A 16,875-nucleotide genomic window follows, 5' to 3' on the forward strand; every position below is an offset into this window, starting at 1 on the left:
TCAAGAAAAATGCGGTCCAAACTACCCCGCAAAAGGATTCGTGAGGCAGAGAGGAAATTAAGATTAAATTCTTTTTCTAAAATTACTGACAATCTTCTCCCCAACATCGCTTGCTTATATTTAGTAGTTTCAATATTCGCTTGGTTAAAGCTTCATCATAGACATACTTACCAACTCCTACCCGATATACAACTCCGTTTCGATAAGTAAAAATGGCTTGAATTTTTCTACCATTTAAATATATATCTATATCACCGTAACTGTAAGCTATCCTCACATCTTTGCCTTTTTGAAAATTATTAATTCTACTACAAATAAATATTCTATCTTTCTTAGCCTTTACATCCAGAAAATGTATTCCACCATTATCATCGTGCCATCTGTTTTCAATTTGAATAACTGAAGTATTACATTCAACAGGAGCGTTTTTACATTCTATCAAAATAAATGATAAAAAAATCATTAAGATAAAAAAACAATATTTTCTTTTCATTATTTAGACTTTATAATATTTGTAACTTCTCCAAGATATTTAGTATCACCAGAAAAGGCTGATGCTGATGCTGAAACATCTTCTGGCCCAACTCCTAATCCATAGCTGTATCCATGATAAAGCAAAGACTTTTTCTGAAATGTCTTACCAGAGAACCAACCTCCTTTGCTCTTATATTCACCATCATAACTTTTAAACATAGAAACTCCTACAGGGCCTCCTCCGCCTTGAACTCCCTCAGCATAACCTTCCAATGTATTTAGTCTAAATTCTTTCAAAGAAATATCTGAGAACATAAAACTTGCTTGAATACCAGCTGATGCTTCAAAACCTTCCAAATTATTGGCAGTACCATATAGTCCTGCTTTCCCAGCATCCGGACCTTTAAGCATTAAAGCTACTGAAACACTTAAACCAAATCCAGCACCTCCTGAAATATTTCCTCCCAGGCCTATTGATAATGCATCCGGATCCCCATGTAATGATGCCAATTCGTCAAATTTATATTTTCCAGAAATTCCTCTATAATTCCCGTAGGTTCTTCTTTGAGATGTATCAGGGGCTAATGATATTCCGTGAAAAGGGTATGGTGCGGAGATATTAACACTCATATTATATTTTTCAGATTTAATTCTCGCATACTCTTTATATTTTCCGGAAGATACATCATAAAGGTTAAAAATAATATCTACTGGACTTTTACCGTCAGGATCAATATATTTAATCGGATTATCAAAAGTATAATTGTAAGGTGACCAGCTTGGCATCTTTTCCGCCAATGGATCCACCCCATACCAAATACTCAATCTCGGATTGTAATATCTTGCTCCGTAGTAGTAAAGGCCCGTGTCTTCATCCAATTCTTTCGCATTAAACTTGTACGGATTATCATATGATCCATCCATTCTTTCATACATGGTCTCTCCGAAGGGTAAATTTACAAAATATTGTGTTGCGTCCGATTGCGAATTAGTTACGAACGTTGCCGTTCCCAAATGATCGCCATGTAAATAATACAAACCGGTCTGCCATGGCCTTTCTCTCAATTCTATTGACACCTCATCTCCAAGACCTGATTTTTCGAGATATTTTTCGAAATCCGATTTTACATCTGCCGGTTTTTCTGCGGGTTTCTCGTCTGCCGTACGGTTGGTATAAAGCACTGAAGGATCTTCAAAGCGATTGGCTCCATCCATCAATCTGCTGGCAAATCTTCTTGAACCTTCGAAATAATGTTTGGTGTATTGTCCTGTTGAACTTACCGTTACATAAGGGTTTGGATAGAGCTTATATTCAAATAGTTTCAGCTCATTAATCTCGACCGGCGCTCCGTTCTGATACAATTGTGTAGGAATTTCAAGCCCGTATTTTATAACACGCTCTCCCTTATCATCATAGGTGTAATACTGATAGATACCATTCCCGTCATTGTAAAATGCTTTCAGGCGGTCCTGCTCATCCCAGAACATTCGTTTTGTGCCGTTTGGATCCGCATGGATTGTTGCATTTCCGTTGTAATCATATTCGAATGCATCATAGTTTCCTGTCTGGGTATCATTTACTACGCTCACTTTATGTGTTTCAGGGATATACTCGTATTTATTCTCGTACGTATTTTCCGGTACTACATTTTGATCTCTTTCATGGTGCTGTTGCTTTATAACAATACCTCCTGAGTTATTATACTCCATCCTTAAATGATAGGTTGACGGTACATAGGAGCTTATTGGCATGGGTTGTTCTTCTTTATCACGAATAATAACCTGTCTTGTTTCTGTTCCTATTAACCTATTGAGTGTATCATAACTAAGACTAAATTGGAATGCACCTCCTAAGCCGTTTGCCAAAGGTTCAGCCTGATTCTGAATCATGGTGATATTGGAAAACTGATCGTATTTATAGGTATTATTCAGCATCATCTGATTCGAATTATCCATCAGGAAATACTTATCCAGTCTTCTGTTTTGGTAATTATAGCCATAATACTGTGTTGCACCGTTTCCGTTTTTAAACTTCAATCGCTGTCCATAGTAATCATAGTTGATATTTTCTATGAGAGTTTCACCGTAATTATTGTTAACATATTTTAAATTACCCCCTTTGTCATAATGGTATGAAACAATTTCATCATCCGGATATTTAATTTTAGTTACTCGATTCCAGCTGTCATAATTGAAATAGGTTTTGAAGTACATTTCCGGAATATGATCACCGCGTACCGTTCTCGTTTCTGAGATAATCTCCCCCATTCTTCCATATTTATAATACGTATCTCCGGAACCATCATATTTTGCAGTCATTTTACCTGCATTATTTCCTGCTGTGGACAAACCATATGAATAGCTTACGTTGTTGGGGTTGCTGTTTCCGTTTGGAAGGTCGGGCAACATTATTTTCTCCAATCTGTTGTAGTTATAGAGGTACTCTATATAATTTGAACTGATGGTAGGATCATTCAGTAAATTATCCGTGGTCATTCTGCTGATATTGCCTGCCTTGTCATACTGATACGTTGTTGTTCCTTTATCCGGATGGCGTTGCTGGATACGTTTACCTGCAAGATTGTATGAATATCTCGTTACCATTCCTTCAGGGTCCTGAACATAGGTCAACTCACCTATACTGTTATACTTAAACGTTGTTGAAAGCGGCTGACTGTATAAATAATCGTCTTTCTGAACCGGTTTACCTTCGGCATTGGTGTAAGATTCGGTTTTCTGATCTATAAATTCTACTGTTGTTTTCAGTAAATTATTTGTGATCGCATAATGAGTTGTCTGCGTATTACCATCTTCATCAGTAGCCGTAATTACTCTATCTCTGCTATCATAGGTTTGAGAAGTGTTTGGTCCGTTGAAGCCATTCAAATAAAGATTATTATTACCCGTGATTTCATATTTCGGATGGTATTGTCTTGTTGTTCTTCCGAGCATATCATAAACCGCCGGGCCGGAAATGGAACGTCTCTCATAACCATCAATCTCAATATCTTTTTTCACCTGCACTACTCTTCCTAAAAAGTCAGCATAGGTATCCGTCATAATCGTATTATTTGTACTGGCATATTCCGGGTCAAAATTTGATGTTGAAGCACGGTAAATTTTAACCGCAGTATTGTTATTCGGAATTCCGGCGTGATCTGTCCAGTACTTATATTTAACCGTTGGAACGGTAGAATTGCTTGCGATTTCATTAGGGCCCATGATGGAAGAAGTTCTTCCGAAACCGTCATAATAAAATACCATTGCATTACCACCGGTATCTACTTTTCTTGTCACGACATCAAACAGCGGATTGTATGTGGATGTAGACTGAATATTATGCACATCTTTTACCATTGTTATATACTTACCGGTAACTGCATCGTCATAAGTATATTCAATCCAATACCTTTGGTTGAGGCTATTTGGCGGATACGTTATTTTTCTGATGTTTCCTGAAGGATAATATTCTACATTTGTTATTAAATCATCAGTTCCGTCGTAAGTTATATATTGCCCTATATCTCCATTATATTGGTTTACAGCACCAATTCTTCTTTGTCTTAACAATGTTCCGGTTCCGGTACCTTCGTAAACATCCACTTCTGAAGTGAGGATGATATTATTGTTCAATGACATATAAGACATATTGGTATTGTAACTTGTAGAAGGACTGCTGTATTGATAATTTGAAATTAATCCTTTTGGAGTATATTTAAATCGTTCTTCAACAGCAATGCTTCCACCTGACTCATGTACTGTCCTGGTTTTCTTGTAAAGGAGTGCTCTCGCCATCTTTCTACCTTCCCTACCACCAGTGTCATAATTTGTACCCAAGTCTGAATTTAAATCTATTTGCGATGTATTGTTGATGAATCTTTGCAGTTTATATTCAAAATTGGTTTCAGAAATCATATTTCCGCTGCCATCTGTTACAATGCTTTTCTTCGGCATTCCATTCATCAGATAACTATTATTGTAATAATAATCAGTAGAGGTTCTTTCTGTTGAACCACCATTCATTTCTTGTTTTGTAACGATCTCAAAACCGAAATCATCTCTTTCTCTTCTGTCATATTTTCTCTTGCCGAAAGAATATCTGGTTTCCATTTTGTTACCCTGGTCTGTGGTATAATTTTGAGAAAATACATCGGGTTCTGCCACAGTTATTTTATTAACGACCAGTTTTGCATGCGGGCTATCGTAATTTGCTCTTGAAAATTCGTAATCTAAATTATATCTTCCTTTTGAAATGGTATTGGTAATTGATTTCAGTTTATTGGTTCTGCCTACCTGTGAATAGTTTACCGTAAAACCACTGTTGTTATCAACCACCAGATCAGCATAACCGTCACCATTCATATCCTTGAATGCTTTTCTGGTCTCAGAAACATTGAGGCCCACATTGGCGGTAGCTCCTCCTCCTGCTTTAATCCAGAGAATTAACACTACAATTGGCGGAATGAGCGTTATTGGCCCTATATTGAACATATAAGTTCCTCCAAATGAAAAAGAACCGTTAAATGATCTTGTTTCATCGGTAAAATCAATTGATCCTGAAGACTTAAGAAGCGGTGTCGGGGTATCAAATTTGCTTCCCAGATTATATCTTACCGTTGATGAATTATTGGAGTTATTCACCTCAAGAATATCAATCAATCCGTCTCCGTTTATGTCTTCATATACTGTTTCGGCAGTTCCGGTAGATGCCGATGCACCTGCACTCGCACTGATACCGAACCCAAAGCTGCTTAATGCACTCAGGTTTGCAGAACCTCCAAGTGAAGCTCCTATTCCAAGGCTGAAGCTGCCTTTAGGTCTGGAACGGTAAGTGATCAGGTTTTCATAAGATGAATAACTGCTCAGGCTTTTTCCCAAATTTAAGGCATAAGCCATGTATTGCGAATCTCCATCTCTAATCCTGTCCGGAAGACCGTCACCATTAAGATCCATCCAAAAGGTTTTACCTGAATCATATGAATCGTAATAGTTATTTACTCCGGCACTCACAGAAGCTCCTGCCGACCATGGCATCCCGGTATCGGGCTGCGTGCTTGTTCCCAAACTTCCTTGTGATTTAATTCTTCCTGTTGCCGAAAACGCATTGTAGGAAAATCCTAAAGAATTCACTTTCTGATAACTGTTTGATCTCGTAGGGAAATCACCCGAATCGAGAACAAGCATATTATTTAAACTTCCGGTAGAATTGGTAAACTGAACGGATTGAGGATATACAACATCCGGATATCCGTCTCCATTAAGATCGGAAAACGTCTGGGTTTCCACACTGCCTATTCCGGAAAGCTGAGTAACAGAATTACCGGCGCTACCCATTCCATAACTCAGACCTTCTGTATTGTTGTAGGAACCACTTTTGTTTACCTTGTTAATCCCCTTCATCGTTGTATCAACAGATAGCTGACCTGACGTGTAAGTAACGGGATTTACCGGTGGCAAAACAGGAACAGGATTGCTGAAGTAGCTAACTGTTTCATCATTATTGAAACCCAATTCAGCAGAAAACTGATTAGGCCCTACTCCAACCCAATATCTCCTGAAGCCATTTCTTGCCTGTACCAAGCTTGGCTTCATAATAGCAACCGTATTAGATACTGTATTATTACCCGCATTAGGATTACTCGTTGCATTAAGTATACATTGTGCTAAATCTGCATTATTGGTGATACCCTGACACTGTGGGTATGTGTTTTGAGTAGTGACACTGGATGCAAATGCAGTTGTCTGTATAGTTGGGCCATAAGTGTAATCACTAAAGCTGCCCGGCTGATACAGGAACTGACCCCAGTTATTATAAAAAACAGATTTGGTATTATACATTGCAGTATTAACTGCTGTTGCAGAGGTGTTGGAATAAACATTTACAGAATCATAATATACTACAAACGGTTTTCCCAGAAATTGAGCATTATAATTATTGTACAGTGCAAAGTCACCACCTGTTTTTGTATATACCTGAACGGTTATCAGATCATTGCTATTTCCGGATGCCGGATCTCCCGTATAAAACGCAACCGGCGACAGGCCACTAATTAACTGCCCATTGGACATATCGTGTTCTTCAATAAGATTATTGCTGGCTGATATCGTTATTTTACGCTTAGCCAAGATGTCATTCCCTTTTTTTATAATATAATAGAAAGACCCTGTCCCAAGACCGGAAAAATTCGAGATATTCTTGTTAATCTGGATTCCAAAATTGTGCGTCCCAGAAATTCCCGGGTTTGGCAGCTGGTTCACGTGGAGCTTATTGCTTAGCTGTGTAACCACAAATGAAGGATATTCAGGAACCGGTATATGGTGAACAAATATGTTTGGGTTGTAACTTGTAGATGCCTGATATTCTACCGAAATTTGACCATTCCAGTTGACATTGTAAAAATTAGTATGTGAATCAGATTCTACCACAAACTTTAAGTGTACCGGATCGGCTGCACTGGTCGTTAAATTAATAGAATGCGCTGTCGTTGTAAGGTTCGCCGAATCATACACTTCCGGGGTAATCAGATCGGTAATTGTTCCGACAGCATTTTCGGTATACACCCTGAATGTAACTTTATCTGTTAAATAAGAAAAATGCAAGCTCGGTATTTCAATTGATGCAGTTCCGTCAGCATCAAAGTAAATAGGCGCTGATATATTATTTAACAACATATTGCTTCCGTAACTGCCGTTATTTAATTGAAACTGATCCTGCGACAATCCGTAATCATTATTAATTGGAGTACCTGTATTCGGATCTACATAAGTAATAAGGGGATTTGAGCTTACCTGATAATTCTGGTCTGTATTTTTATGCAGCCTTACATAAATCTTATCGCCACTTTTCACAAAAAGCCTGTTGCTGCTATTGATACCATTATGGCTGTTAACTCCATTCTGGGGAAGAGTCTGAATCTGGCTTAAATAATCATTGTACCTTTCAATATAAATATTTTGCGTCATCGCTCCTGCAACAACTTCGGATAAATAAATTCTTCCGTTGTTATAGGTAGGAGGATTTCCGGTAGGTACAGGATTAAGTATTTCAACAGAATAATACATTTTCTGCGGAGGAGACTGCAGCTGGCCATATGCTGACAATGTTACCGTATCCGTAAATCTCACATAACCATCTTTTGGAGCTACCCATACTTTTACCACATCCGTAATAGGAACGGGCGGAAGTACGGGGTCCTGCGGACATCTCTTAGGGTCCGGGCACGCACTCAAAGGATTTTGCACAGCTTTCGCCTTTACAATCATATTTTCTGTATGCTCAGAGTGCTTAGTCATTTCAGATTTACCCGTATTTCTGTCAAATCTGTTAAACCACACTTCACCATTATTCACAATATCCGTAAGACCGTCTGAATTGGCATCGATAAGGTATGTTTTGGTGGTACTTGTGGAAGAAGAACTGATTTGGGATTTACTGTATATAATTGCTCCCATATCCCAGCCGTAATTGCTGGTTTTAGTCTCTGTAAATGAGAAGTCTCCACTATAATTCCCAATTGGCAGCGAAGAATTAAAGCCTAAATTCCCCGACGCATTAAGATAACCGGTTCTTAGAAAAAGCCCTTCATCAGGCACTCTGTATATCATATCCTGAATACCATCGCCATTAAAATCAATCAGCTGCTGTGCATTTCTGGCTTCGGCATTGGAATATCCAAATGGAAAACCAAACATTAAATGGCCATAACCGTCATTAGAAGGATAATAAAAATTCAATCCGGCTGCAATTCTGAAATTCAGGCCTTTTTCTGAACTGATATTTCCATTAATTTTTGATGGGGTAATTAAACCGCTTACAATACCCGGATAGGTTGTTTTATCATTTTGTAAACCGATATGGGTATCCGGGCCGTATATTCTCATATTTCCCTGGCCGTCACGCACGTCATTATAGTAATCAAATGTGTAGCTATCAGTAATTTCATTACAGGTGGGCTCAATACCACCGCTGGTACCACCGTTTCCGCCGCTTCCGTCATCAATATCTTCTCTTTCACTTTTGGCAGTATTATTATCGCTGTTATTTTCCTGTTTGCTTGCTAATGTGGTTGAACACGGATTATGAGGGACAATATAGATGCGTTTCAGAAGTGTTTTGAAAAACTCCCCATCCATATAATCCATCTTATAAGTTCTTACAAGCTCTGTTTTATATTTAACTTCAATGTTATCCAACAGGTAAGGTTCCGATTTTGCAAATCCTTGCTTAGCATTGATATTAATATCTTTTCTGGTAACAGAGGCCTGTCTGTTAAAATTTACCGTGTAATCTTTATTTTTACCGTAAGCAACTTTTTTGATCTGGAAAAACCTTCCACCACTGGCTCCCTCATTATAGTAGGTAAATTCCATTGTATTTCCGTGAGCGTCTTCAACCATTCTCAGGCCCCAGTGCACAAGGCCTCCTGATCCGGAAAGCATAGAATCCGGTGAACCTCCGTAATAACTCTTCGTTCCGTCCGTAGATGTTACTTTCCAGGTGTAGTTACCCGGGCTTGTTCCTATTCTTTCAATTAAACTGAAATCATGGTTTTTTCTCAGGTAAAACTGTTTAACTCCATTAGTATTGAAATCGGTTCTTTGCTGACGGTCTGTTGTGATTGCCGTATTATTTTCATTAACATCATTATGTCTGTGCGGAAGATATGAATTGGGATAAACAAGCATTTCTCCGTCCAATGAATATAATTCTGTTTCACCGGCTCCGTCGAATTCTGGTGTACCCCAACGTGTATCGACGGTTATTGCAGAAACACCGCTGATGCTCCAGCCATCTCCCATCCATCCGTTGCCGCCACCGCTGCTATAACCTATAGACAAGGAGGGCTGCAATCCTCCGATACCGCTTGGTACTCTGATGGGATAATTTGCAGAAGCATCACCTTTTTGAGTAGCTGTAGGAACACCCATTAGTTGTAGCCCAGCTGTTGGATCTGCTGCTTTGAGGCCGCTGATGCTTGTTGGGGTAAACGCTTCAAGCTGAGAAGATTCAGGAACAGAAATAATCCCATTGATATAATCTGTATCACCGTCTCCTTCAACAGTTATCACTTTATTTTCAGGATCCACTTTTCCTGTGGGATCTACTTTCCATTTTTTAGAAGCATAATCAAAATAGAAAGCTTTCAGTTCTTTTGCTGATCTGGCACCCAGCTTTTTGTCATCATACGGTATAGACAGCTTTATTTTTTTTGTTAATACGCCTGAAATTTTCTTGAAGCGATATGCATATGCATTGGGTGTCATATTTTTAATTTCTCCGATAATCGCAGGAAAATCCTTTTTTCTGAGCTTTAAAACCTGAATAGCTGCAGATTCTACAACTGAATTTTTTTCTACATTAATCGTTGTCCCTTCATAATTTTTTGTAAACTCAGAATCTTTTCCTAACTCAATTGTTACAGGACTGAATTTTTCGTCTGCGATGGTTTTAAAAGATGTGGTATTTTGCGGAATTTTATATTGCTTAATTTCAGCGCCGTTTGCTAACGACACAAAACCTTTCGCCTTATCTTCTTCAGTTAAATTGATAACCGCTTCAAACTCATCTTTTATCCGTGAAACGGGTGCATTATTGATTTGAAGTAAATTTTTCGAAGAGGCGCTCCCAACTCCTTTAAGATATAATTGATTACCTGACAACAAAGCCGATATTGTCTCTGCTGAACGATCCGCTTTTTCAAAGATTATCTTTACATTCTTTATCTTGTATTTAATCCCACCGATAGAAGACGTAAATAGAATGCTGTTCTTCCCATTTTGCAGAGCATTGATGCTGATCTGTTCCTTCTGGGTACTCCATTTATTTGATGGAACAATGATATTTCCACCAAACGCAATGTTCCTGTTAATGGAACGGGATACAGAATGATAGCTATCCAGCCCAAACAATTCATACTGCAAAAATACTTTTGAAGAAGAGTTCTTTATTTCCGGAATATTGATGGTAAAAAAGTTATCTGAAGGATTGTCGGTGTCTTCTTCTGAAAACTCACCGATAAGGCCTTGCTTTTCTATAGATTCAAATTGTGCCGAAATTTCCGGCGGGTCTGCAACAGCATTAGAAAACCCTGTTTCAAACTGCATAATATCTGCAGCATTTCCAACCTTGTCTGGCATTGCATTTTTTTTGAGCAATTCTTTTGTTTCAGGCTCTGTTCCCTCCGCAAAAACCTCTTCTTTATGCGGAAAATATTTTTCCACCATTTTAAGTTTGAATTCTCTTATTTTTTGCCTGTTTTCTTTCGGCAGGCTTGCAAATAGAAACATGCTTGCAAAAAAGCAAATAAGCAGCACCGACCTTTTGGTAAAAGGAAGTCTATTGAGTCGTATTTTCATGATTATGGCTTAGTTAACAATAAGTTTAAATGTTTTAATGACTTTTCCGTCTCTTGTAAGTGTGATGAGATAAGAGCTTTGGACAGAAAGTGAGCTGGTATATGATTTGGCTTTATGATCAATTTTTTCCAATCTTACCAATCTGCCTCCTCCATCATATATTGAAATGTTCAGATTTTCCATAGCCGGGAATTTTACGGTAAACATTTCTCCTTTTTTTACAGGATTAGGATAAAGTATGATCTGCTCAAGATCTAGCGATATTTGCTCCGGTCTGATTTCTGAAGTTTCAGATCCTTTTATATCTTCCCTTATATCAGAACGCAGCGGTGTAACGGCAAAGGTGAATGTTTTGTAATAATCGTCATTTTTATCCTGAAGAAAATCTACTGCGGAAAAGCTTACATACTTTTGGTCTGCAACACCCTGAACCTTGGTGGTTTCTCCACTTGTATTCTGTAAAATCATCCAGTACACCAATGGTACATCATCCGGATTAACTGCTTTTTTGTCAATTCTTACTTTATAATTATTCTTTGTTATGGTTGAGCCTATGAAATTAATTTCCCATTTTCTTTCCAAAACATCAAAATTACCGTCTCTTTTAAAAGACATTTTCTTGTCGTCATCAGACCATATTACAAAATTGTTGTGATCGAACGGGCTTTGATTTTCTGCATTGAGGTTTTTAATATCGGTCTTTCCGATGCTTAAAAACTGATCTTCCTGATTACAAGACTGCTTCTGATAAAGCTCGTATCCATCATCTCTTCCCAAACCTGTAGGCCTATGGGTAAATTCCTTATGCTTTTCAGGATCCCAGATAACTTTTCCGTCGCTGCCGTAATATTTGCCTTTTTCAAGTGATATCCCATATTTTATAGACAAATAAGAGTGTATCTTATTCAAATCCATCGGCTTTGATTTCTTAGGAATAAAGATGAGCTCAAAAAGGTTACGGTCATCAAAAGAAATCTGTACGCTGTCATTTTTTTCTTTATCTCTTTCAGCATTGCTGTTGAGGGTAAAAATGCTTGGCTTCTTTTTGATTCTGAAGACTTTTTTCCCGGCATTTATTTCATAAGAATTACTGTTTAAGGCACTTTTCTTTTCTTCCCGTTCCCATATTTTCTCATCTTCTTTTGAAGTATGAACCAGGCTTAGAGTATGGCTTTTATTTTTACTGTGTTTAATGTATTTTTTGAAAAGCCTGTTTTTAATTCCGGGATGAAAATTCAGGAGATTTTCCTCAGGAATTGTACTTGCTTCTCTTATTGCGGGTGTATATTTTTCCCAGATCTGAACATCTGATCCTACGAGTTGAGAGTATGCATTGGATGAGCACATGATCGTGAACAACAATGCCATTTTTACGCATGGAAGTTTTGACATAATGTAGATTATGTTGGTTTAATTATTTAAAGTAAAATAGATTTAAAAGAAAGATTGCCGTGTTTTCGGGAAATGAAGAAAACGTTTGTAAAGTTGGTGTTTCATTATGGTGATTAGTTTTGTTTTTTCAAAAGTAAACAAAAAATTTAATAATAAGCATTTTATGTTGAAAAATATTTAATTGAATATAATCTTATAAAGAAATTATTTACGTTACGGTCTTAATTCCAGCACATAACATTTTTCGGCAGCAGATACAGCTATAAATAATATCAGCTAAAAGACGTTGATGCCATTATTTTTTATCTTACTATCAAAAGTTTAGTTTTGGATCATTTGTATGAATATATCATTAAAAATGTGTAGATTGTACATTATAATTATGTTTTACCATTTTTTTATAAATTGTTTAACATAAAAAACTAATAAATACCATGAATCACGAAAAACTAATCTCCTTTCTCGAACACTACGGGAAAATATCAGATGCCGATATATATAGCATACGAAAACATTTTGTTCCCCAGAAAGTAAAGAAGAAGCAAATTTTAATTGACAAATATTCACCCTGCAATAAGCTTTTTTTCGTCAACAGCGGTCTTTTGAGAACTTTTTGTATCAGCGAAAAAGGCAGGGAAATTACGAGAATGTTTGCCTGGGAAAAAAGATTCATCACCAATTTAGCAAGTTTTAAAAGTAACACAGAAAACCATGAAGTAATTGACTGTATACAAAATTCAGAAATATTATACATCAATCGTGATGATTTCTATGGCATTATAAACTCTTCATCAGGCCTTAAAAATATTTACGTTGATTTATTAGAAGAATGCAATAGTTTTCATGTGAAACGGTTTGAGGTTTTAACTACTTATAATCTTGAAGATAAATTATTATATCTGAAAGAAGAATTCCCTGCTTTATTAAAGGAACTTAACGACAGCCTGCTGGCATCTTTTCTGGGACTTAACAGGGAAACTTTTGTACGGAATAAAAATTTTTTTTAACGCCTGTTTTATCAAATATTAAAAATGTGACATAAATCACACTTATTTGAAAATTATTAATCTAATTTCGATAAAAATTAATAACCATGTATAAAAATCTATTGTTTGCTATTATTTTCATATTTAACTATAGTTATTCACAAAATAATGCAACCAGATTTTTTTATGAGCTCACTTATAAAAACGACAGTCTGAAGAATGAAAAAATTTTAACCATTCTGGACATCGGAGAAAGTAAATCTATCTACAGAGATTATCTTATGGTTTCCCAGGATTCTCTTATTCAGGATCAGATAGAGCGATCAAGAAAATCCGGCATACGGGTAGACATGAACCAAATTATAAAGCTTCCGAAGTTTACTTATAAAGTCACTAAAACGTATCCTATAAAGGAAATAATTTTTTCTAATAAGATATTGCAGGATGAGCTAAATTACCACGAAAAGATGCCTCTTGAATGGAAAATAGTTGGCGAAAAGAAAAAGATCGGCAATTATGAGGCACAAAAAGCCGTACTTTCATATGGCGGCAGAGAATGGACAGCCTGGTTTACTTCTGAAATTCCGTTTCAGGACGGACCTTATAAGTTTAATGGATTACCGGGTCTCATTGTACAGATATCTGATAATCAAAATCAGTATTTCTGGAAGCTCACCGGCATTAAAAAAATTTCCAACTTCAGCGAATACGGCATTCTGGATAGTAAACCAAAGAGCAATGATCTATCTAACCTGACGGTAAGCAAGGAAAAATTTACCGAAGTATATAACAATTATAAAGTAAATCCTCTCGGCAGTTTAAAAGGAAAGCTTACAGCTGAGCAGCTGGCCAGCAAAATGCCGGATGGGCGCACCGTTGCGGAAGCTTTTAAAAGTGAAGAGTTTAAAGTAATACAATTACTAAACGATAAAGTGAATAATATTGAACTTTTACAATAAAAAAATAATCTGTAGAGCTTTGTGTGGATTAAAAACTGTTCAAGGAGTATAACTATTAACTATTACAATCATGAAAAACAGATCTAAATCAATTTTCGCAATGTCTGCTGTATTGATGTTATCAATTTCTCTATTTTCATTTTCCAACGCAAGAGAAACTTCTTCTGCAGCGAAAGATGTTGAAGTAATTGAAAACACTGAATTTACAGCATTGACATCTGAAAACGCTGTAGAGGGTAGCTTCATCTTAGCATGGAGTTCTGACCACTCAGGGATCCTGGCATGGGACAATGGCCCATCTACACCAGCTCCTACTAAGCCTACAAAACCGGCTCCTACTAAATAGGATGGTTTAATTCAATCTATTCAGAGGCTGTCTCGCAAAAAAGCAGCCTCTTTTTTTATTTTAATTCTCAAAAAAACTAGTAATCTGAATTTTTCTCAATCGACAAATTCACTTTCAGGCATCAAATACCAATATTTAATTTTAAATATATGCAAGTGAAAAAAATCCAAACCGTATTAATTATACTATTTCTATTTCATATTACCGCTTCTGTTTTTGTGAATATCACTTCTTTTAATTATCTGAAGCAGAATAACAGAGATAAGAATCTCAATGTAATGGGGAAATTTTATATTGATAACCTTAAAAAAGTAAATATTCCGTTTTTCATTAAAGTGTACACCAATTATTCCGGTACCATAAGAGGATATGCCTATTATTCTCCTAACATAAGAAATATAAAAAATAAATATGAGTTTTACGACGGGAATAAAAAGATTGACGGCCTAATGAGAACCTATGAGTCTAATCTTAAGTTTAATACCATGCTTATAAATCTCACCGATATCATTCACAACAAAAGCATCCGGCAGGATATTGCAAAATCGCTTTATAACAATATCACTTATAACACACCTATTAAAGAACTAAATATAAAATTAAAGGTACAAAAATTTACCCCCCTGAAAAAATATAAACCAGGAGACAAAAGTGATACCGTAAAAACATTTGAAGCTTATAAAATAATTAGCCATGAATAAGCTCAGGAAATTTATATTTGAATTTGAGGTTCAAAAAAATCATTCGGTTTTGTTCAGCAATTTGATTTTGATTATTTTGTCAATCAATATCTTGTCTTTAATCCCGGACATCTTTACAATATTTTCGAAAAACGGCATCATCAGCCCAAGAATAAATGCTTTGTTTGTAGACAAAAGGCTTCTGACCGTAACTGATCTTACAGATCTTATTGAACAGCTGGGCCTTAGCTACAATAATGCCTTTACAATGATTATTCTGATTTATATAATCTCAATTTTTTTGAGCCTGCTGAATTATTTCAGAGTTTTGTTTTCCGTAATCATCATCATGATACATACGATATTGGTGAATTCTACTTATCTTTTTTCTTATGGAGCCGATTTTATGATTGGTTTTCTCTTGTACTGCAACTTTTTCTTTTCTTTGGCATCTGTAGAAAGCAAATACAGCATGAGCGTCTGCTCCTTTACACTGAGGCTCATGCAGGTGCAGCTTTGCATCATTTATTTTTTCGGAGGCTTTGGTAAATATATAGGTAATGACTGGTACAACGGAAATGCCATGTGGATGGCTTTCAACCATTATATGAATGAGGATCTTCTAAACTTTCTGGCAGGTAAAATCCCGAAAGTACTCTACACAATTCTATCAATAGGCATAATGTTCCTCGAATTGCTCTACCCTGCCCTGATTTACATAAAGAAAACAAGAAAAATAACCATGATACTGATATTATTTATGCACATCGGGATAGGATTAATGATTGGTTTATATACATTTGCTATTGCAATGATTGTGTTTAATATGATTGCATTTTATCCGGATAAACTGGCAAGTATATTCAATTTTCAAAAAAAAATAAACATCAACCGCATATGGCACTGGAAATCAACAATGTAAGCTACATAAAGAACGGAAAGAATATCTTAAAAAATATTAATTTATTTTTAGATACGGGCATGTATGCCCTACTGGGATCAAATGGCGCTGGTAAAAGCACTCTTCTGAAGGTGATTTCTACATTATTAAAACCAACTCAGGGTTCTGTACTGTATGATAAGAAAGATATAAAAAACAATAGTGAATATCTCTCTAAGCTTAGCTTTATGCCACAAAATGTCGGGTTAATCAAAGATTTTGACATTGTGGATAACTTGCATTACTTTGGATTGCTGAAAGGATGCAAAAATAAAGAACTGAAAACAAAAATATCTGCTATTCTAAGTGATTTCGATCTTGAAGCACTGAAAAATGTAAAAGTTTTCAACCTATCCGGAGGCGTCGTTCAAAGAACCGGAATCGCTTTGTCTTTAATTAATTCTCCCAAAATATTAATATTGGATGAGCCCTTCAATAATCTGGACAGTACGGAAAGAAAAAGGCTGTATAATATATTGCAGGAGATTTCTAAAAATTCTGCCGTTATAATTTCCACTCATCTCATTGCTGAAATTGAAAACGTGGCCGATACATTTATTTTTATGAAAGAAGGCAGTATTACCCATATCGGAAACAGGGACGAAAGCATCGCAGGCTTCACTGAAAAAACAGGCAGAACATCTCCTAATCCTGATATCAGTGAAAATAAGGAAGAACATGCCAAATATCAAAAAACAATGTTTGAAATGGCTTCCGAATATTATACAAAATATTTTTAGAG

General features: G+C 36.4%; 9 protein-coding genes. 6 read left to right on the forward strand and 3 right to left on the reverse strand.

Annotated elements, in window-relative coordinates:
- Window positions 1-82: 82 nt before the first annotated feature.
- The 3 genes from SOP96_RS08890 to SOP96_RS08900 are packed head-to-tail and all read right to left on the reverse strand — an operon-like array spanning window position 83 to window position 12,222.
- Window positions 83-493 (reverse strand): hypothetical protein, encoded by a 411-nt coding sequence (locus SOP96_RS08890; protein ID WP_326320628.1) that lies wholly within the window; start codon window positions 491-493, stop codon window positions 83-85.
- Window positions 493-10,830: a SpvB/TcaC N-terminal domain-containing protein gene (locus SOP96_RS08895; protein WP_326320629.1), complete on the reverse strand. Its 10,338-nt coding sequence runs from the start codon at window positions 10,828-10,830 to the stop codon at window positions 493-495. The genes SOP96_RS08890 and SOP96_RS08895 overlap by 1 nt, the downstream gene beginning before the upstream one ends.
- 9 nt (window positions 10,831-10,839) lie before the next feature.
- Complete coding sequence (locus SOP96_RS08900) at window positions 10,840-12,222, reverse strand: T9SS type A sorting domain-containing protein (RefSeq protein ID WP_326320630.1); 1,383 nt, start codon at window positions 12,220-12,222, stop codon at window positions 10,840-10,842.
- A gap of 434 nt (window positions 12,223-12,656) precedes the next feature.
- On the opposite strand from SOP96_RS08900, the gene SOP96_RS08905 reads away from it, so the two are divergent.
- From SOP96_RS08905 to SOP96_RS08930, 6 genes are all read left to right on the forward strand, one after another.
- The gene (locus SOP96_RS08905; protein WP_326320631.1) at window positions 12,657-13,229 is read left to right on the forward strand and encodes a Crp/Fnr family transcriptional regulator; all 573 of its coding nucleotides are present in this window, start codon (window positions 12,657-12,659) and stop codon (window positions 13,227-13,229) included.
- A gap of 86 nt (window positions 13,230-13,315) precedes the next feature.
- Window positions 13,316-14,167, forward strand: a complete 852-nt coding sequence (locus SOP96_RS08910) for a GLPGLI family protein (protein WP_326320632.1) — start codon at window positions 13,316-13,318, stop codon at window positions 14,165-14,167.
- A gap of 70 nt (window positions 14,168-14,237) precedes the next feature.
- The gene (locus tag SOP96_RS08915; RefSeq protein WP_326320633.1) at window positions 14,238-14,513 is read left to right on the forward strand and encodes a hypothetical protein; all 276 of its coding nucleotides are present in this window, start codon (window positions 14,238-14,240) and stop codon (window positions 14,511-14,513) included.
- 155 nt (window positions 14,514-14,668) lie between these two features.
- Window positions 14,669-15,214 carry a hypothetical protein gene (locus SOP96_RS08920; protein ID WP_326320634.1) on the forward strand — a complete coding sequence of 182 codons (546 nt, stop codon included), beginning with the start codon at window positions 14,669-14,671 and terminating at the stop codon, window positions 15,212-15,214.
- A complete protein-coding gene (locus SOP96_RS08925) occupies window positions 15,207-16,115 on the forward strand; it encodes an HTTM domain-containing protein (RefSeq protein ID WP_326320635.1) in 909 nt (302 codons plus the stop codon). The genes SOP96_RS08920 and SOP96_RS08925 overlap by 8 nt, the downstream gene beginning before the upstream one ends.
- Window positions 16,091-16,873, forward strand: a complete 783-nt coding sequence (locus tag SOP96_RS08930; protein ID WP_326320636.1) for an ABC transporter ATP-binding protein — start codon at window positions 16,091-16,093, stop codon at window positions 16,871-16,873. Before SOP96_RS08925 ends, SOP96_RS08930 begins: the two co-directional genes overlap by 25 nt.
- The last annotated feature ends 2 nt before the right edge of the window (window positions 16,874-16,875 follow it).

Source organism: Chryseobacterium salviniae, assembly GCF_035819015.1.
Classification (GTDB): Bacteria; Bacteroidota; Bacteroidia; order Flavobacteriales; family Weeksellaceae; genus Chryseobacterium; species Chryseobacterium salviniae.